Source organism: Thalassovita sp., from assembly GCF_963691685.1.
In the GTDB taxonomy this organism is placed as follows: Bacteria; Pseudomonadota; Alphaproteobacteria; order Rhodobacterales; family Rhodobacteraceae; genus Thalassobius.
Genome location: NZ_OY829290.1, coordinates 2,950,979 through 2,970,196 on the forward strand (window position 1 = coordinate 2,950,979; position 19,218 = coordinate 2,970,196).

14 protein-coding genes are annotated in these 19,218 nt (G+C 61.0%); 3 read left to right on the forward strand and 11 right to left on the reverse strand.

Translation table 11 applies throughout. The annotated features are described in order from the left end of the window. Positions 1-103: 103 nt before the first annotated feature. The 3 genes from murC to ftsW all read right to left on the reverse strand — a co-directional run bounded on the left by murC (position 104) and on the right by ftsW (position 3,914). On the reverse strand, positions 104-1,501 hold the full coding sequence (murC, locus tag ACORLH_RS14155; protein WP_321829016.1) for a UDP-N-acetylmuramate--L-alanine ligase: 1,398 nt from the start codon (positions 1,499-1,501) through the stop codon (positions 104-106). After that, positions 1,498-2,610, reverse strand: a complete 1,113-nt coding sequence (locus ACORLH_RS14160) for a UDP-N-acetylglucosamine--N-acetylmuramyl-(pentapeptide) pyrophosphoryl-undecaprenol N-acetylglucosamine transferase (RefSeq protein ID WP_321829017.1) — start codon at positions 2,608-2,610, stop codon at positions 1,498-1,500. Before ACORLH_RS14160 ends, murC begins: the two co-directional genes overlap by 4 nt. A gap of 137 nt (positions 2,611-2,747) precedes the next feature. Next, positions 2,748-3,914, reverse strand: coding sequence for a putative lipid II flippase FtsW (ftsW, locus tag ACORLH_RS14165; protein ID WP_321829018.1), 1,167 nt, complete (start codon positions 3,912-3,914; stop codon positions 2,748-2,750). 219 nt (positions 3,915-4,133) lie between these two features. Between ftsW and ACORLH_RS14170 the strand changes: the two genes are divergently transcribed. After that, the gene (locus tag ACORLH_RS14170; RefSeq protein WP_321829019.1) at positions 4,134-5,327 is read left to right on the forward strand and encodes an NAD(P)/FAD-dependent oxidoreductase; all 1,194 of its coding nucleotides are present in this window, start codon (positions 4,134-4,136) and stop codon (positions 5,325-5,327) included. Positions 5,328-5,417: 90 nt separating this feature from the next. Here the strand turns inward: ACORLH_RS14170 and murD are convergent, their stop codons facing one another. The 8 genes from murD to mraZ form a co-directional block, all read right to left on the reverse strand. Beyond that, a complete protein-coding gene (murD, locus tag ACORLH_RS14175; RefSeq protein WP_321829020.1) occupies positions 5,418-6,818 on the reverse strand; it encodes a UDP-N-acetylmuramoyl-L-alanine--D-glutamate ligase in 1,401 nt (466 codons plus the stop codon). A 731-nt stretch (positions 6,819-7,549) separates the two neighbouring features. Continuing rightward, entirely contained in the window at positions 7,550-8,632 is a 1,083-nt protein-coding gene (gene mraY / locus ACORLH_RS14180; protein WP_058243855.1) for a phospho-N-acetylmuramoyl-pentapeptide-transferase, read from the reverse strand. A gap of 2 nt (positions 8,633-8,634) precedes the next feature. Continuing rightward, entirely contained in the window at positions 8,635-10,077 is a 1,443-nt protein-coding gene (locus ACORLH_RS14185) for a UDP-N-acetylmuramoyl-tripeptide--D-alanyl-D-alanine ligase (RefSeq protein ID WP_321829021.1), read from the reverse strand. Next, complete coding sequence (locus ACORLH_RS14190) at positions 10,074-11,558, reverse strand: UDP-N-acetylmuramoyl-L-alanyl-D-glutamate--2,6-diaminopimelate ligase (protein WP_321829022.1); 1,485 nt, start codon at positions 11,556-11,558, stop codon at positions 10,074-10,076. Before ACORLH_RS14190 ends, ACORLH_RS14185 begins: the two co-directional genes overlap by 4 nt. A 38-nt stretch (positions 11,559-11,596) precedes the next feature. After that, the gene (locus ACORLH_RS14195) at positions 11,597-13,381 is read right to left on the reverse strand and encodes a penicillin-binding protein 2 (protein WP_321829023.1); all 1,785 of its coding nucleotides are present in this window, start codon (positions 13,379-13,381) and stop codon (positions 11,597-11,599) included. Continuing rightward, the gene (gene ftsL / locus ACORLH_RS14200; RefSeq protein WP_058243851.1) at positions 13,378-13,725 is read right to left on the reverse strand and encodes a cell division protein FtsL; all 348 of its coding nucleotides are present in this window, start codon (positions 13,723-13,725) and stop codon (positions 13,378-13,380) included. Before ftsL ends, ACORLH_RS14195 begins: the two co-directional genes overlap by 4 nt. Next, a complete protein-coding gene (gene rsmH, locus ACORLH_RS14205; protein WP_321829024.1) occupies positions 13,725-14,717 on the reverse strand; it encodes a 16S rRNA (cytosine(1402)-N(4))-methyltransferase RsmH in 993 nt (330 codons plus the stop codon). The genes ftsL and rsmH overlap by 1 nt, the downstream gene beginning before the upstream one ends. Before the next feature lie 3 nt (positions 14,718-14,720). Beyond that, complete coding sequence (mraZ, locus tag ACORLH_RS14210; RefSeq protein ID WP_082626312.1) at positions 14,721-15,221, reverse strand: division/cell wall cluster transcriptional repressor MraZ; 501 nt, start codon at positions 15,219-15,221, stop codon at positions 14,721-14,723. A gap of 837 nt (positions 15,222-16,058) precedes the next feature. On the opposite strand from mraZ, the gene ACORLH_RS14215 reads away from it, so the two are divergent. Together ACORLH_RS14215 and ACORLH_RS14220 are read left to right on the forward strand one after the other, a co-directional pair. After that, positions 16,059-18,272, forward strand: coding sequence for a DEAD/DEAH box helicase (locus ACORLH_RS14215; RefSeq protein ID WP_321829025.1), 2,214 nt, complete (start codon positions 16,059-16,061; stop codon positions 18,270-18,272). A 196-nt stretch (positions 18,273-18,468) separates the two neighbouring features. Continuing rightward, positions 18,469-19,218: a polysaccharide deacetylase family protein gene (locus tag ACORLH_RS14220; RefSeq protein ID WP_321829026.1), complete on the forward strand. Its 750-nt coding sequence runs from the start codon at positions 18,469-18,471 to the stop codon at positions 19,216-19,218.

Genomic DNA, 19,218 nt, shown 5'->3' on the forward strand with positions numbered 1-19,218 from the left:
CAAAGATTGGGCGCGCCAGTACCAGTTTCGCGCGACAGAGCAGCCAAAATAGACCGCCCTGTCAATTGTTTAGTCATCCCAGGCGCCTCAATCGGCCCTGCAATCAGCCCTGCAAACGGGCCGGCAGACCATTGGCCCAGGCGGAAATCGTACCGGCGCCAAGGCAGACAACCATATCACCCGGCTGGGTCTGTTCGCGCACCAGACGTTCCAGATCATCCTCAGACAAGACGCTGCGGGCATGACGGTGGCCGTGGCGGATCAGACCGGCGACTAGATCCTCATGATTGGCCCCTTCGATCGGCTGTTCACCGGCGGCAAAGACCTCGGCAATGCCGACCACATCCGCCTCATTGAAGCAGGAGCAGAACTCCTCAAAGTGATGGCTCAGCCGGGTGTAGCGATGCGGCTGATGAACCGCGATCACACGGCCCTCGGTCGCCTGCCGGGCAGCTTTCAAAACGGCCGCGATTTCGGTCGGGTGATGGCCATAGTCGTCAATGACAGTGACCCCGTTCACCTCACCCACGCGAGTGAAGCGGCGGTTCACACCTTTGAACCCGGCCAGCGCCTCGCGGATCTCATCGCCCTTCATGCCCAGATGGCGGGCCACAGCGATGGCAGACAAGGCATTGGACACATTGTGATCGCCCGGCATCGGTAGGGTGCAGCCCTCAATGACCACATCCTCAGCCTGCAGCGCCACATCAAAAATCGCAGCGCCTTTTTCATAGCGCAGGTTGATCGCACGCACATCGGCCTGGGCGTTGAAGCCATAGGTCACAACGCGGCGGTCGGTGATCTTGCCCACCAGCGCCTGCACATCCACATCATCGGTGCAGCAGATCGCCAGCCCGTAAAAAGGAATGCCCGAGACAAATTCATAGAACCCCTGATGCAGCGCCTCTTCGGTGCCCCAGTGTTCCATATGTTCCGGGTCGATGTTGGTGACGATGGCGATGGTTGCGGGCAGACGATTGAAGGTGCCGTCGCTTTCATCCGCCTCAACCACCATCCAGTCCGAAGTGCCGACACGCGCGTTTGAGCCATAGGCGTGAATGATGCCGCCATTGATCACGGTCGGATCCACCCCGCCCGCATCCAGCAGCGTCGCCACCATGGTGGTGGTTGTGGTCTTGCCGTGGGTGCCGGCAACTGCAACGTTGGATTTCAGACGCATCAGCTCGGCCAGCATTTCAGCGCGGCGCACCACCGGCAGGCCCAGACGGCGGGCCTCATCCAGTTCAGGATTGCCCGGCTTGATCGCTGAGGAGATCACAATGACCTCCGCGCCCACCAGGTTTTCCGCCTTCTGCCCAACAAAGATCTTTGCGCCCATCTCAGACAGGCGGTCGGTGATTTTTGAGGCTTTCAGGTCACTGCCCTGCACTGTGTAGCCATGGTTCAGCAACACCTCGGCAATGCCCGACATGCCAATGCCGCCGATGCCAACAAAATGGATCGCGCCCACATCAACGGGGAGTTTGGTTGCTGCATTCATGACGTGCCTTTCCGTGCCTTCCCGGCCTCAGCCAGCGCTTCGACCATTTCGCTCAGCTCTTGTGCGGCATCCGGCTTGCCCTGCGACAGCGCCGCCTGCGCCATCAGCGAGGCGCCTTTTGCATCGCCAAGAACCAAGGTTATCTGCTCGGAAAGCGCGGCAACTTCAAGCCGGTTTTCCGGCACCAGGATCGCGGCGCCCGCATCCACCAGCCCACGGGCATTGGCGGTTTGGTGATCGCCGGTTGCCGCGGCAAAGGGGATCAGCACCGAGGGGCGGCCAATCACGCTGATATCCGCCACCGAGGAGGCCCCCGAGCGTGAGATCACCAGCTGCGCCTCACTCATCCGGCGCGGCACGTCGTTGAAAAACGTCTGCACATCCGCCGCGATGCCATGGTCGGCGTAAAAGGTGCTGACCCGTTCCAGATCCTCTTCGCGCGCCTGATGCGCCACACGGATGTTGCGCAGGATCTCCACCGGCAGTTCCGCAATGGCCGCGGGCACCACATCCGACAGGATCCGTGCACCCTGGCTGCCGCCAATGACCAAGAGCTCCATCGGGTAATCCCCCGGCGCGATATAGCCGGCCCCTGCCCGCTCCATCACCGCGCCGCGCACCGGATTGCCCACGTGGTGGCCCTCCACCCCTTCAGGCAGCGCGGTCGGCCAGGTGCCGCAGGCCACCGCATCAACGCGTTTGGCAAACAGCTGATTGACCCGGCCCAGCACACCGTTTTGTTCATGGATCATCCGGGGCCGCCGCAACAGGGTGGCCGCCGCCAGCGCCGGGATCGACGGGTAGCCGCCAAAGCCCACCACCACATCCGGCTTGTCGCGCAGCATCCGGGCCGACATACCCAAAACCCCACCAAGAATCCGAAACGGCACCAGCGCCTTGGCCAGCACGCCACCACGCGCAAAGGTGGCCGAGGACACCTGTTCAATCTCAACCGTATGCGGGAAGCCCCCGGTATAGCGCGCCCCACGCGCATCGGTCGACAGTTTCACCCGCCAGCCCCTGCGCAGCATCACCTCTGCCAGGGCCTGTGCCGGGAACATGTGCCCGCCGGTGCCCCCTGCCGCAATCACCAAAAGCGGTGCCGCCATCTTCTGCCTCCTGCCCGGCCCATCACGGGGCCAGATATTCCGTCACATTCCGTTTGGGGCCGTGCCAAACCGGACGGCAGGCCCCGAAGCATTGTCTTTAGAAGAAAAGCCGCGCCTTTGGGAAGCGCCCTCTCCCCTTAGCGGCGATGGCCACGCAGAATGTCGCCGATCTGCCCCTGTGGCCGCGTCCGGGTGAAGGCCAGCAACATGCCAACCGCAATCCCTCCCGCAATGATCGATGACCCGCCATAGCTGACAAACGGCAGGGTCATCCCCTTGGAGGGCAAAAGCCGCACCGCCACCCCCATGTTGATCAGCGCCTGTACCGAAAACATCGCCGCCAGCCCGGTGCCGGCCAGGCGAATGAACGGATCACGCTCCTTAATCAGTCGGTAGAAGGACCGCATCACGATCAGCGCGTAAAGCGCGATCACAATCAGCACCAGCACCAGCCCGTATTCCTCAGCCGCGACCGCAATGATGAAATCGGTATGGGCATCCGGCAGCGACCATTTCACCTGGCCTTCACCAACGCCCACGCCAAAGAAGCCGCCTTCGCGGATCGCATTGGTGGCATAGCCAATCTGGGTTGTGGGATCGATGTCGGGGTTCATGAACCCGTCGATGCGACGGGCAAAGTGTTCTGAGTTGTGATAGGCAAAGGTACCGCCCAAAGTGACCAGCCCCGCCATGCCGACCAGCAGCAGCATCGGCGCCCCGGCGACGAAATACATCACCCCCCAACCAAACAGGATCAGGGAGGCCTGGCCAAAATCAGGCTGCTGCGCCAGCACCACAGCGATGCCAAAGGTCAGCAAAAACGACCAGAGCCGCCCTGGCGGGCCATTGATTTCCTGACTGGCCGCCAGGAGCCAGGCGGCCACCACAATGAAGCCGGGTTTCAGAAATTCCGACGGCTGCAGGGACGCAAAGCCAAGCGAATACCAGCGCACCGCGCCTTTGCCAAAATCAGTGCCAAAAAACGGCAATCCCAACACCGCGATCAACGCGCAAACAAAGCCGATCACCGCCAGCCGCCGCACCAGCTGCGGTGACATCATTGAGGTGACAAACATCACCAGCAGGGCCAGCCCGCCAAAAAACGCCTGCCGCTCAACATAATGAAAGGGCTGAAACCCGTTCTTTTCCGCCAGCGGCGGCGAGGCCGCAAACCCCAGAAGCAACCCGATCCCAAACAGGATCAGAATGCAGGAGACGGTCAGTTTATCCAGCGTCCGCCACCACTTCGGAAGAACCGGTTCGCCTTCCCGCACGGGGGTGGAACCATGCACCATTGCTGTCATGGGATACTACTCTTACTGCCTCGATCACTGCCCCTTTTCGGGGTCTGGCTGCATGATACCGCGAAAGCCGCAATCAGGCTAGGGATATTCCCGCGCGCCTCACAGGCTGTGCTGTAGCCGCAAGATGCGCCTTTCAATGTTTCGATAAATACTCATATCCCAACCTCCCCAGGCGTCAGATCGCTTGCAATTTTGCGCCCAGTCAGGCACCCCGCGCCCATGCAGAAATCCAGCCACTATAAAACCGTGATCCTTGGCGCCGGTGCCGCCGGCATGATGTGTGCGATCCACGCAGGCCCTGACACGCTGGTGCTGGACCATGCCAAAGCCCCGGGCGAGAAGATCCGCATCTCGGGCGGTGGACGTTGCAACTTCACCAATATGTACGCAGGCCCGGAAAACTTCCTGGGCGGCAATCCGCATTTCCACAAATCGGCGCTGGCGCGCTACACCCAGTGGGATTTCATCGACATGGTGGCGCGCCACGGCATCGCCTATCATGAAAAAACCCTGGGCCAGTTGTTTTGCGATGACAGCGCCAAACAGATCATCGCCATGCTGCTGGATGAAATGGCCCGCGCAGGCGCCACGCTGTGGCTGAAAACCAACATCACTGAGGTTGCCAAAACCGAAAGCGGCTTCAGCCTCAGGATCGAAAGCGAAGGCAGGCGCAAGACCGTGACCTGTGACGCGCTGGTGCTGGCTACCGGCGGCAAATCGATCCCCAAGATGGGCGCCACGGGCCTCGCCTATGATCTGGCGCGTCAATTCGGCATGGCGGTCACCGACACCCGCGCCGGGCTGGTGCCGCTGACCTTTTCTGACAAACGCTTCGCAGAAATATCAGGCGTTTCACTGCCGGTGCGCGCCACGGCCGGCGGCAAAAGCTTTGATGAGGCGCTGTTGTTCACCCACCGCGGCCTCTCCGGCCCGTCGATCCTGCAGATCTCATCCTATTGGCACGAAGGGGAAGAAATTGCCCTGAACCTGTTGCCAGCGTCTGATCCCTTCACCTTTTTGCGGGACGAGCGACAAAAGGCCGGGCGCAAACAGCTCAGCAGCGCACTCAGCCCGCTGCTGCCCGGACGTTTGATTGACCACCTCAGCGTGGATCTGGGCCTGAAGGCACGTCTGGCTGACCAATCCGATGCCGCCTTACAGACCTTGTGTGACCAGCTAACCAACTGGCGGCTGCTGCCCTCAGGCTCCGAAGGGTATCGCACTGCCGAGGTCACATTGGGCGGCGTCGATACCGACGGGCTGTCCTCAAAAACGATGGAAAGCAAAACCGTCCCCGGCCTCTACGTCATTGGTGAGGCCGCAGATGTCACCGGCTGGCTGGGCGGCTTCAATTTCCAATGGGCCTGGTCGTCGGGCCATGCGGCGGGCACAGCGATCCGGGCGCGCGGGTGAGGTGACACCGCCAACAGGAAACGCCGCCCCTTCACTATTCGGGGTAAACCAATAAACGATTATCTGGCTGGCTGTTGCCCTGTCGAAAACTTAACCAAGCTGCTTTTCAACCTCGGCGATGAAATCCTCACCGCGTTTTTCGAAGCTGTCGTATTGGTCAAAGCTGGCTGCGGCCGGGGCCAGTAGCACGGTATCGCCGGGCACGGCATCCGCGCTGGCGCGGGCCACGGCTTCGGCCATTGTGGTGCAGACCTCAGCCTCACAGCCCTCAAGCTGCAGGGCGAAATTGGCGGCTTCGCGGCCGATGACATAGGCTTTGGTGACATGGCTCAGCGCCGGTTGCAGCGCCTCCAGGCCGCCCTCTTTTTCCAAGCCGCCGCAGATCCAGCGGATGTTGTCAAAGGCCTGCAACGCCTTCAGCGCCGCATCGACATTGGTGGCTTTGGAATCATTCACATAAGACACACCGTCTTTTTCGCCCACCCGCTGGCTGCGGTGCGGCAGACCGGCGAAGGTATGGAATGCATCCTCAATCATGCGCGGCGCCAGCCCCAAGGCGCGGCAGGCGGCATAGGCGGCGCAGGCGTTTTGATGGTTATGCGCGCCGGGCAGCCCCGGCACCTTGCGCAGATCGATGGAACCGGCCTGGCGCCCCTTGCGGTATTCGCTGAGGAAGCCTTTGCGGGCAAAGACGTTCCAGCCCGGCCCTGTCAGTTTCCCCGCCGCAGAGATCCGGATCACCCGATCATCCGCCGCGCCATGGGTCAGCTGGTTGACCATATAGCGCCCCTCCGCCTCATCCACGCCGATAATGGCGCGGTCCGGCCCGCCCTCGGCAAAGAGGCGACGTTTGGCGGCGAAATAGCCGCCCATGCCAGCGTGGCGATCCAGATGGTCGGGGCTGAGGTTGGTAAAGACGGCAATGTCAGGCGTCAGGGCGCGGGCCAGATCTGTCTGGTAGCTGGAAAGTTCAAGCACCACCACGCCACCATCCTCCGGCGGGTCAATGTCCAGCACACCGCGGCCGATGTTGCCGGCCAGCTGCGCGGGTTTGCCTGCCTCGGTCAGCACATGGTGGATCAGCGCCGAGGTGGTGGATTTGCCGTTTGAGCCGGTCACCGCCACAACACGCGGCGGCTGGTCATACATGTCCCATTCGCCAGACCCGAAGGAGCGGAAGAACAACCCGATGTCATTGTCGACCGGCACACCCGCCTCCCAGGCGGCGGCGATCACCTTGTTCGGGTTGGGGTAAAGATGCGGAATACCAGGGCTGACCACCAGCCAGCTGATCCCCTCAAAAGCGCCGTTGCGGCTGAGATCGCGGATTTCAAACCCTTCCCCCTCAGCCCGTTCACGTGCGGCGGCATTGTCATCCCAGCAGACCGGCGTGGCGCCCCCGGCCAGAAGAGCACGCGCCGCCGACAGGCCTGAGCGGCCCAAGCCCAACACCGCAACCGATTTGCCCTCAAAACCCGATACCGGAATCATACGCGCCCCCATAAACTTGCTTTGTTCAGCGCTACCGAATTATGCGCCGTTTTGCCAGTGGGGGAATGTGAGGGGGGGGGAGGATGGATGGGTGGTGGAGAGCTGGAGTGAGCCCAAAAGACATGCTCGCAGCTGTTGCAAGTCATACTCGGAACTCTCGTTTGCTCGATCAACTCGCAGATTGATACGCGTGCCCAAAGCAGACAAAAATCGGATGTGAAGCTATTTGTCTCTTCAACCAAGAAATTTCCAGAGGTTATGAAATGCGAAATCAAACTCTGAAGTGGTGTGCGGTTTTCCTATTTTGGACTTGCGTCTTGCTACTAAGCGCTTTGCCAGCGATCGCCATCGGTTTTGGTTTTCTTTCAGCAATTTTCTTGAGCATTGGAACGTACAGATATCAAGATGAGCAAGTGCGATTGAACAAACCATATGTCAAACAATATAAGGTGATCGGCCTGGCCCTTCGGGAACCGAAGCAAGTTGGACCGCTCAACGCATCTCTAATCTGGATCTTTCATCCTGGTTTCTTTGCTTCTTGTTGCTGCGCATTGGTTTTGCACCTCTCATCATATTCTTGATCCACAGACTACAAAGCCGAGCAACGGCAGCCAGATCCGCTTTCATTGATCATCAAATACTCTTCGTCGTATCCGCAATCCTTGTGTAGCGGGCATGAAAAAAGCGCGCCTTTTTCAGACGCGCTTCTTAATTCTCCACTCAAATAGCGTCTACCGCACTTTCAGCGTGGCCAGTCCGATCATGGCGAGGATCAGGGCGATGATCCAGAAGCGGATCACGATCTGCGGTTCGGCCCAGCCCTTTTTCTCATAGTGGTGGTGGATCGGGGCCATTAGGAACACGCGTTTGCCGGTGCGTTTGAAATAGAGCACCTGAATGATCACACTCAGCGCCTCAACCACAAACAGGCCGCCGATCACGGCCCAGACGATCTCATGCTTGGTGGCCACGGCAATTGCGCCCAAAGCGCCACCCAGCGCCAACGACCCGGTATCGCCCATGAATACGGCCGCCGGCGGGGCGTTGTACCACAGGAAGCCCAGGCCCCCGCCGATGAGGCCCGCGACAAAGATCAGGATCTCCCCGGTGCCCGGCACGTAATGCACATCCAGATAGCTGGTGAAGTCAACGCGGCCCACCGCATAGGCAATCACCCCCAGCGCACCGGCCGCGATCATCACCGGCATGATCGCCAGACCGTCCAGACCATCGGTCAGGTTCACCGCATTGGCGGACCCCACGATGACAATCATCGCAAACGGAATGAAGAAATACCCCAGATAGAGCAGCGTGTCCTTGAACACTGGCAGCGCCAGCTGGTTCTGCAGCGTTTCGGGATGATACATCGTGGCCCAGTAGCCCGCGATGCCCGAGATCAGGAAGCCCAACAAGAGCCGCACCTTACCGGGCACACCTGCGGTGTTCTGTTTGGAGACTTTGGCAAAGTCATCAGCAAAGCCGATGGCGGCAAAGCTCATGGTCACAAAGAGCACCAGCCAGACAAAGGGATTGTCCAGACGTGCCCACATCACGGTGGAGGTCAACAGCGCCCCAACGATCAGTAGCCCCCCCATCGTAGGCGTGCCGGCCTTTACAAAATGGCCTTCGGGGCCATCATCACGGATGGGCTGACCTTTGCCCTGTTTGCGGCGCAGCACGTTGATCAGCGGCTTGCCAAAGAGGAAGCCAAAGATCAGCGCTGTCATGAAGGCGCCACCGGCGCGGAAGGTGATGTAGCGAAACAGGTTAAAGAAGTCGCCACCGTCCGAGAGTTCGGTCAACCAATAGAGCATGCTCAGGCCTCTTGTTCAGATTGGGGCGCGGCATGGCCCAGTTTTCTTATCGCGTCAACAACCTTGGAGACTTTTGCCCCCTTAGACCCCTTAACAAGCACAACATCGCCGGCATCGATCAACCTATGGGCGCGTTCGGCCATGGATTCGGCCTCTTCGACCCAATCGCCACGGATGCTGTCCGGCAACCTGGCCCAGAGGCGGTTCATCCGCGGGCCAACACAATGGATAAGGTCAATACCGTCAAGGAAGGGCAGATCCGCCACCGCCTCATGCAGGGCCATTTCCTCGGACCCCAGTTCCAGCATGTCGCCCAGCACCGCGATGCGGCGGCCCTTTTCAATCCGGCCCAAACCGTCCTGCGGTTTGGCTGCGACCAGCACTTCCAGCGCGGCCACCATGGATGTGGGGTTGGCGTTGAAAGCGTCATCGATCAGCTCAATCGCCTGTTCACTCAGCACCGGGTCCAGCTGGATCCGTTCACGTTGCCCACGGCCCGCAGGCGGGGCCCAGCGGGCCAGATCGGCGGCGGCCAGTGCCACATCAAGCTTCAGCGCATCGACCACAGCCAAAACACCCATGCCGTTGACGGCAAAATGGCGGCCAGCGGCCATAATCTTGTAAAGAACCGACAGATCGCCCGCCTGCCCCTCGGCCACGGTGACGGTGTCGATCAGCGACAGTTTGGTGATCTGATAGGCGTTGCACTCAGCTTCGCCAAACAGCAGGGTTTCTGCTGCCCTCTCAGCCGCTTTGGCCTCCAGAATGGCCGCGGTTTCAAGATCGCCGTTGCTGACGGCCACGCCGCCCGGCTCGAGCCCGTCAAAGATCGCCGCCTTTTCATGTGCAATGCCTTCGATGTTCTCAAAGGCCTCCAGATGAGCGGCAGCAACCGTGGTGACCATCGCCACATGCGGCCGCGCCATCTGGGCCAGCGGGGCAATTTCACCGGGATGGTTCATGCCGATCTCAATCACCGCAAATTCAGTGTCGGCGGGCATCCGCGCCAGGGTCAGCGGCACGCCCCAATGATTGTTGTAACTGGCTTCGGCCACATGGGTTTTGCCCTGCGCCGACAGGACATCGCGCAGCATTTCCTTGGTCGAGGTTTTGCCAACGGACCCTGTGACGGCCACCACCTGCGCCGCAGTGCGCAAGCGCGCGGCGCGCCCCAGCGCTTCAAGCCCCGGCAGCACATCATCTACGATCAGCAAAGGCGCATCCTCAGCCACGCCCAGTGGACGGTAACTGACCAATGCGGCGGCGGCACCTTTTTCCAAAGCCTGCGCAACGAAATCATGGCCATCGCGGGCGGCTTTCAATGCGACAAACAGATCGCCCGGCTGGATGGTGCGCGTGTCGATGGACACACCGGTGACCTGCCAGTCCCCAATCGCCTGCCCGCCGGTGGCGGCTGCGGCCTCAGTTGCGGTCCAAAGGGTCATGCCAGACCTCCATCCAGGGCCGAGACCGCAAGGCTGGCCTGTTCCACATCATCAAAGGGGTACACCACATCGCCCACGGTCTGGCCGGTTTCATGGCCTTTGCCGGCAATCAGCAACGCATCGCCCGGGCCCAGCGCATCGATGCCGCGCAGGATCGCCTCGGCCCGGTCGCCGACCTCAATCGCATTGGGGCAGCCCAGGAGCACCTCCTGACGGATGACGGCGGGATCTTCGCTGCGCGGGTTGTCATCACTGACGATGACCAGATCCGCGTTTTCCGCAGCGGCCTGCCCCATCAACGGGCGTTTGGTGCGATCACGATCGCCCCCCGCGCCCACGATCACCACCAGCCGGCCCATCACATGGGGGCGCAGGGCCTTCAGCGCGGTTTCCACCGCATCCGGCGTATGGGCGTAGTCCACAAAAACCGCTGCGTCGTTTTCACGGGTAGCCGCCAGCTGCATCCGCCCACGTACGGTGCCCAGATGCGGCAGGGTTTCAAAGACCGCATCGGGATCTTCGCCGCAGGCAATCACAAGCCCCGCCGCCAGCAAGACGTTTTCGGCCTGAAACCCACCGATGAGCGGCAGGCGGCAATGGTGCACCTTGCCACGGAAGGAAAACCGCAGCTCCTGCGCGGTGGCGTCAAAACGCTGCCCCTGCAGCTGCAGATCACAGCCGGGCGTGCGACCGACGCGGATCACTTTTTGGCCACGCTCCTGAGCCAGTCCCAGAACGTCCTGCCCGCGCGGGTCGTCCACATTGACAACCACGGTGCCCTCTTCAGGTAAAACGCGGGTAAAGAGGCCGGCCTTGGCGTTAAAGTATTCTTCAAAGGTTTCGTGATAATCCAGATGATCCTGGGTGAAGTTCGTGAACCCTGCTGCCTTCAGCTGCACCCCGTCCAGACGGCGCTGCGCCAACCCGTGGGATGAGGCCTCCATCGCGGCATGGGTGATGCCCTCAGCGGCAGCTTTGGCCAGGGTGCGGTGCAGCGTCACCGGCTCAGGCGTGGTGTGGTTGAGCGGCGCGGTCCAGGCGCCCTCTACCCCGGTGGTGCCAAGGTTCACCGCCTCTTCGCCCAGTTCCATCCAGATCTGGCGCGCAAAGGTCGAGACCGAGGTTTTGCCATTGGTGCCGGTAACCGCAATCATCGTGCCCGGTTGGGCGCCGAACCATAGCGCCGCGGTATAGGCCAGCGTCTGGCGCGGGTCTTCCGCAATCACAACGGCGGCTTCGGCGGCATCCAGCGCATCACGGGCCATCGCAGCCCCTTCGGCATCGGTCAAAACCGCAACCGCCCCCTGGTCCAGCGCCATCGGGATGAAGCGGGCACCATGCACCTGCGTGCCGGGCAACGCGACAAACAATGCCCCCTCTGACACGGCGCGGCTGTCCACACAAACATCTGAAATCACTGGATTACGCCCAGCTGCGGCGGTCAGCCCCAGATCTGTCAGCGTTTTGCCCTGCTCTGCCATCGCGTGCCTTTCCCGGCTGATCTCTGGCCCTGCGCCAGTTAGTTCGACGTCAGGGTTATATCAGCCAGCGGGGTGGGTTCAATCTCGGGCCGCATCCCGAGGAGCGGCGCGACGCGACGGATCATTTCAGCCGCCACCGGAACGGCCGTCCAACCGGCGGTGCGGCGGGGTTCCTCGCCCGAGGTTTCCACCGGTTCGTCCAGCGTCACCACCAGCACGTATTTCGGATCATGCGCCGGGAAGATTGAGGCAAAGGTGGCAATCACCTTATCCTCATAATAGCCGCCACCCTGTTCCTTGGGTTTGTCTGCAGTGCCGGTTTTGCCACCCACCGCGTAGCCCGAAACCTCACCAAAGGAGGCGGTGCCTTCGGTCACCACTTTGCGCAGCATGGTCCGGCTGGCGGCGGCCACGGCGGCAGACATCACCCGTTCCCCGTTTTGCGGCCCGTCCTGTTTCAGCAGGGTCGGCTTCACCACCGTGCCGCCATTGGCAATCGCCGCATAAGCGGCGGCCAGATGCATCGGGGTGGCCGAAATGCCGTGACCGTAGGAGATTGTCATGGTCGACAGCTCAGACCAGTTTTTTGGCAACAAGGGCTTACCGCCCGAAGCCTCGGTCAGTTCAACAGGGGTCGCCTGCAACAGCCCCAGACGGCCCAGAAAATCCTTCTGCCGTTCGGTGCCGATCTGCTGTGCCACCCGTGCGGTGCCAATGTTTGAAGATTTCACGATGATCTTGGTCAGCGACAACTCATTGCCGTAGTTGCGGAAATCGCGGATCTTGTGTTTGCCCCAACGCAGCGGGCCTCGGGTGTGAAACACCGTGTCCGGGTTCGCCAGCCCCAGTTCCATCGCCTGCGCGGCAGCAAAAATCTTGTAGGTGGAGCCCAGTTCGTAGACGCCCTGCACCACCCGGTTGAACAGCGGGCTGTCGCTGGCGTTGCCTTCCACCAGCGGACGTGGACGGTCATTGGGATCAAAATCCGGCAGCGACACCATGGAGACGATTTCACCGGTGTGCACATCCAGCAGGATCGATGCCGCCCCTTTGGCGTTCATCAGCTTCATACCGCCGTAAAGCACCCGTTCAGCCGCGGCCTGCACCGTCAGATCCAGCGCCAGTTCCAGCGCCTGCCCGTCATTGGCAAGGCTGCGCAACTCTTTGTCGTAAAGCCGTTCAATCCCCGCGACGCCGACAACTTCGGCTGCCTGCACGCCCTCACGGCCAAAAGTGGTGCCGCCCATGACATGGGCCGCCAGCCGACCGTTGGGATAAAGCCGCATTTCACGCGGGCCAAACAGCAGCCCCGGCTCACCGATATCATGCACCGCCTGCTTTTGTTCGGGGCTGAGCGTCTTGCGCACCCAGAGGAATTTCTTTTTGCCGGTGAATGAGTTGAGCAGCTTTTCTTTTTCCAGCTCAGGAAAGATGCGCGCCAGTTCGGTGGCGGCATGTTCCGGCTCAATCATGTCCGGCGGCACGGCATAAAGCGAAAAGGTTTCCAGATTGGTCGCCAGAATACGGCCCTGCCGGTCCACGATATCGGCCCGTTGCGCCACGATGCTGGACCCCGAGGCATTGGCGCGCGGCTCGCTCGGCTCCGTCGCGGCAAGGGTCGCCATCCGCCCCCCAACCGCCATGAACGCACAGGCAAAGAACAGCCCCAAAACCAAAAGGCGTCCCTCAGCACGGCTGCGGGCGCGGTCACGCATGTCCTCATGGCGCTGGCGGATATTTTCCCGCTCAATCGCGTCGGGGTTTTCCCCCAACCGGCGCGCTTCAAGGATCTGAGCCAGCGGACGCAGCGGCGTGCGGATCATCTGAGCGCCTCCATGTTGGACACTTCGATGGCATCGGAAATGCGCAAAGTGGCCGGTTCGGGCGGGTAGCTGACCTGATCGGCATTGCCAAACTGCTCGGGCGACAGCGGCAACAGGCCCAGACGGTCAAAGTTGATGTCGGCCAGATCACGCAGACGATCGGGGCGGTTCAGATAGGCCCATTCGGCCTTCAGCACCGCAAGGCGCGCCCGCGCCTCCCCGATGGAGCGTTGAATATCTTCGCTTTCGGCCAAGGCGGCCTGGGTGCGGTAATTTTCGCGGTAGGCCCAATAGGCCGAGGCCATCACGGCCAGAGCTGTCAGAATATAAAAAACAGAACGCATTACTTTTGACCCTTCAACATGGGCATGCCCAGACCTTTGCGGTCACAAGGACCGGCCGGGGCGTCGGTGCGGATCCCCACCCGCAGTTTGGCGGAGCGGGATCTTGGATTTTCCGCCATTTCCTGATCATCCGGCCCAATGGCCTTTTTCGATTTCAGCGTAAATTGCGCCGGATCGGCCTCTTGCATCGGGGCGTAGCGGTTGGCCGTCTTTGCCCCGCCAGACCGTTGCTGGAAGAAGCGTTTGACCATCCGGTCCTCAACCGAGTGGAAGGTGACAACGGCCAGCTGCCCACCGGGTTTCAACGCCCGTTCTGCCGCCTCCAGCCCTTTGATCAGCTCACCATATTCGTCGTTTACCGCGATCCGCAGCGCCTGGAACGACCGTGTCGCAGGATGGCTCTGCCCCGGTTTTTTGCGCGGCAGGCAGCCCTCAATGATCTCCGCCAACCGCAACGTGGTGGTGATCGGCGCGGCGGCGCGTTCTTTCAGGATGGCCTTGGCAATCCGGCGACTGGCGCGTTCTTCGCCATACAGGAACAGGATATCGGCCAGCTCCGTCTCACTCGCCTCATTCACGATATCCGCAGCGGATCGCCCGTCCTGCGACATGCGCATATCAAGGGGGCCGTCCTTCATGAAGGAAAAGCCACGTTCGGCCAGATCCAGCTGCATTGAGCTGACCCCAAGGTCCAGCACAACACCGTCCAGATCGCTGGCATAATCATCAAGGCGCGAAAACACTCCCTGAACCAGTTCAATCCGGTCGCCATAGTCGCCGACCCAAGGGGCCGCCAGTTCAAAAGCCAGCGGATCCCGATCCACACCGTAGACCTTATCAGCGCCCGCCTTCAGCAATTCGCGTGTATAGCCACCCGCACCAAAGGTACCGTCCAGCCACAGGCCCGAAACGGGTGACACCGCCGCAATCAAGGGGCGGATCAGAACCGGAATGTGAGGAGCATCATCAGAGGGGTGGACCGCATCGGTCATGGTTTATTCCCCTCCAGCATTATCCAACAGGGTCAATGGGTCGAAGTCATCCGGCATTTCATCCAGGAAGGCGTCGATCTCGGCGTTTTCAACGTCGTCGTAGGTGGCGGCGTTCCAGATCTCAAAGTGATCGCCCATCGCCACCATCACTGCCTCACCTTCCAGACCAATCTGGGTGCGGCGTTCTTTGGGCAGGACGATACGGCCGTCGCGGTCCACTTCGGTTTCCCAGGATTTCCCGAGGATCATCCGACTGGCCATCTGGCGCTCTCGACCACGCGGCATGTTTTTGATGTCGGCTTCGATCTCGGCCATATCCTCGATCGTGTAGGCCTGCAGCTTGTTTTTCAGGTGCTGACCATAAAGGACCACCATCCGCGGATTGGGGTTTTCAGGATGCGCGGGATCACCAGCTTCGAGCACACGACGAAAATCAGCAGGGATCGACATCCGACCCTTGCTGTCAACCTTCTGGCTGAACTCGCCTCTGAAACTCAGACCCACTGTCCTGGCCCGTCCTCTCTGTTGCCTTTCGGCGTTTTGCCCCTGACCTCCCCGAGGCCAGAAAGCGAAACGGCGAATTGAGCTGCTGCCACTGCCCAATTCGCCGCCCTCGTCCCGCTTTGCGGGTTTGTCCAGCTGCGCGCGCCACCTGGGGGGATGTCTGCTCGCCCGCGCGCCGGATCTCAATTTCGATGAAGCGGGTGCCTGTATGAAACCTGACTCGGATCTTTTTATTTAGCGGGGTCTTGTGCCCCTTGATCCCGTCCTCATCGTGTAAACATGAATCGCATGGGAAAGCATGGAACGCAACAGGAATTTTTGGGATTTAGCTGCCGACTTGACTCTCAAAGAGAATCGGCTCACCGGAAAATCACGAAAATGATACTACAAATTGGGATACATGATCACGCAAATCACCATATATAGACAAAACACTCTGCCCAAATTTTTTCCCATTTTTTCCCATTTTGAGTCACGGCAGATGCCGATCCGGGCACGGGATTTCGGCCTCAGATCCGCAAATTCACGAAAAACCCTTAAAAACAGGGCTGAATCCCAATGCAAGTGATTCGGGCGTGGCATGCGCGCAGATGCATTCCCAATCAGATTCCATGTTTTCCCAGACGGGCCATAATTTCCCAGATCCCCCCAGGCCGCGCCCCGTCGGGGCCCCATCTGCACCCTGATCCCTAGATCTGGTGGCGCGCTGTGACGTCGCTGCATGGCTGGTTTGCCCAGAAATCCCTTTCCCTTTGTGGTAAAAGCTTATACCTGCCGGTTCTTCACACGCGCATGCCCGCGCCCGATCTGCCCGATAGCGGGCCAAAGGATGACTTCATGACCCTGCCCTCAGAACTTCACCCGGCGCTGGCCGGCGCGCTCACCGCACGCGGCTATGACACGCTGACACAGGTTCAGCAGGAAATGATGGATCCTGAACGCGCCACCAAAGATATGCTGGTGTCGGCGCAGACCGGTTCGGGCAAAACCGTGGGCTTTGGTCTGGCGCTGGCCCCGACGCTGCTGGAAGAGGGCGACAGCCTGCCACCGGCCAGTGCGCCGCTGGCCCTTATCATCGCCCCCACCCGCGAACTGGCCCTGCAGGTGCGCCGCGAATTTGAATGGCTCTATAGAGAGTGCAACGCGCGTCTGGGATCCTGCGTGGGCGGCATGGATATTCGGACCGAACGACGCAACCTGGAACGTGGCACCCATATTGTGGTCGGCACCCCCGGCCGTCTGCGCGACCATATTGAACGCGGCAGCATCGACCTGACCCAGATCCGCGCCGTGGTTCTGGACGAAGCGGATGAGATGCTGGACATGGGCTTTGCCGAGGACCTGGAACTGATCCTCTCTTCCGCCCCCGAAGAACGCCGCACCCTGATGTTCTCGGCCACTGTGCCGAAGGGCATTGAACGTCTGGCCAAAAACTTCCTGTCTGCGGATGCGGAACGGGTGCGCACCATTTCGAACACACCGCAGCACGCTGACATTACCTATAAGGGCTTCAGCGTCATGCCGCATCAGGTGGACGCGGCGGTGATCAACACCCTGCGCCTGCATGAGGCGGAAAACGCCATTGTCTTCTGCAACACCCGTGTGATGGTCACCCGGCTGACCGCCCGCCTGTCGAACCGTGGGTTCCAGGTGGTGGCGCTCTCGGGCGAGCTGACCCAACAGGAACGCACCAACGCGCTGCAGGCCATGCGTGACGGCCGCGCCCGGGTCTGTGTGGCCACCGATGTGGCGGCGCGTGGTATTGACCTGCCGAAACTGGATCTGGTGGTCCATGCCGAGCTGCCCAGCAACTCGGAAACGCTGCTGCACCGGTCGGGCCGGACCGGTCGTGCGGGCCGCAAAGGTGTGTCGGTGCTGATCGCCACGCCGAAGGTGCGCAAAAAGGCGGAGCGCCTGCTGGGCTGGGCAAAACTCAGCGCGGAATGGGGCGATGCTCCGTCGGCTGAGGCCGTGCGCGCTGCCGATCAGGAGCGTATGCTGCAGGATCCCGTTTGGGAGGTTGCTGAGGAAGACCGCCACGAAGCCGTGGCGCAGCTGACCGAGAGGTTCAGCGCCGCGCAGCTGGCGCAGGCCTATCTGGCCCTGCATGAGGCCCGTCATTCGGCGCCGGAAGAGCTGGCCCCGGTCACCGACCGCAAGGACCGCAAGCGCGAACCGCGCGTTGAACTGGGCCCCTCCGGCTGGGTCAGCCTGTCGGTTGGTCGCAAGGAACGGGCCGAGCCGCGCTGGCTGTTGCCGATGCTGCTGCGGTCGGCCGATCTGACCAAGGATGAGATTGGCGCGATCCGTGTGGCCCGCGATCTGACCTATGTGGAACTGGGCGAAAAGGCGCGTGCGCGGTTCCTCGACCAGATCGGCGATGGTGGTGAGATGGAAAAAGGCGTGCGTGTGGCTGCGGTGGATGAGCTGCCGGACCTGCCGAAGCCCGAACCGCGCAAACGGTTTGACGACGATCGCAAACCCCACCGCAAAGGTCCGCGCCGCGATGATGATCGCGGGGAACGCCGCGACCGCAAACCGCGCGAAGATCGCGGTGAGCGTGAAGATTGGGGCGCGCGCAAGAACCCAAAACAGATGGCGAAAGATTGGGAAGACAACCGCGACGGCGCGCAGAAGCGTGAAAAGCCCCAATACGACAAGCCGAAGTTCGACAAGCCAAAATCGGACAAGCCCAAGTCGGACAAGCCGCGTTTCGAAAAGCCCAAGCGCGACCCCGAGGTGCATGACCACGCCAAAAAGGCCCCGTTCCGCAAGTCTGAGGATGGTGACCGCAAACCCCGCCATAAGAAAGGTGGGGCCGAGGGAAAACCGGCGGGCAAACCTGCCGGCAAGTCCGGCTTCAAAGGCAAGCCCAAGGGCGATTTCCGTGATGGCCCCAAAAGCGATTTCAAAGGCAAGGGTAAGCCCGGCGGCAAACCTGCCGGCAAGTTTGGCAAACCGGGCGGCAAGTCTACTGGCAAACCGGGCGATCGCCCGAAATACAGCGGCCCCAAACGTGGCCCCAACGCAGTGCCGCGCCGCAAACCCTAATTGATCCTGACAAGGCCCCGCTCAGTTCCTGACGGGGCCTTTTCTTTGGCCGTTTCCTAGGGCAGCTGCGGCCCAAGGATCACAGGTTGCATCTGTGCAACCTGTTCGCGGTTCAGACGCTTGAATTTTAGCTAAATTTGACTCACCCTACCGGGAACGGCGCGCCAAAAGCGCCGACTTGGAGGCAGATATTCAGATGGCGGACCGTCCGGCACTATGCTTGACGTTTGACGACAATTTCGTCGACTCTTGGCATGACACCCTTGATCTTTTTGACAAATACGATGCGCGGGCGACGTTTTTCCTGTGTTGGCCGGAACGCATCAGCGCGCCGCAACTTCGCAAGCTGCAAGAGATAGAAGCGCGTGGTCATGAGATCGGGTTTCACACGCGGGAACACGTGCGCCTGCCCAAATATCTGCTGTCGCACACGTTGGAGGACTATCTGGACGACCAGATTGATCGCGGGCTGGACGCGATGGCCGATCTGGGCTTTCACCCCAAAAGCTTCTCATTCCCCTATTTCCGGTTCCGGCCCAAACTGATTGCGCCGCTGCTGGAACGGTTTGAGATCCTGCGCCTGGAAGGCCCCTATGATCAGTTCCACGACTCGCTCAGCGCGCGCTATGGCAGCCGCACCGTGAACACCTATTGCTTCACCGACAAAACTGGCATGGGCCTGTCGAACGGCTATTTTGCTGATCGCTTTGAATGGCTGCAGCAAGAAGGTGGCGCGGCGGTGACCTGCGGCCACTTCATTGGCACCGAGGGCAACAAGTTTCCCAAGATGCGCTGCAGCTCGGACGATCTGGAAGGGATCTTGGCGCTGGCCCGGGCCTATCGCTTTGACTTCGTGACGATGACCGAGCTCAGCCAGTCCCGCCCCGCCTCCGTGGTGCGACCGACGGAGCAGCCCGCCCCTATCGCCGCCTGGGAAGCGGCCTAG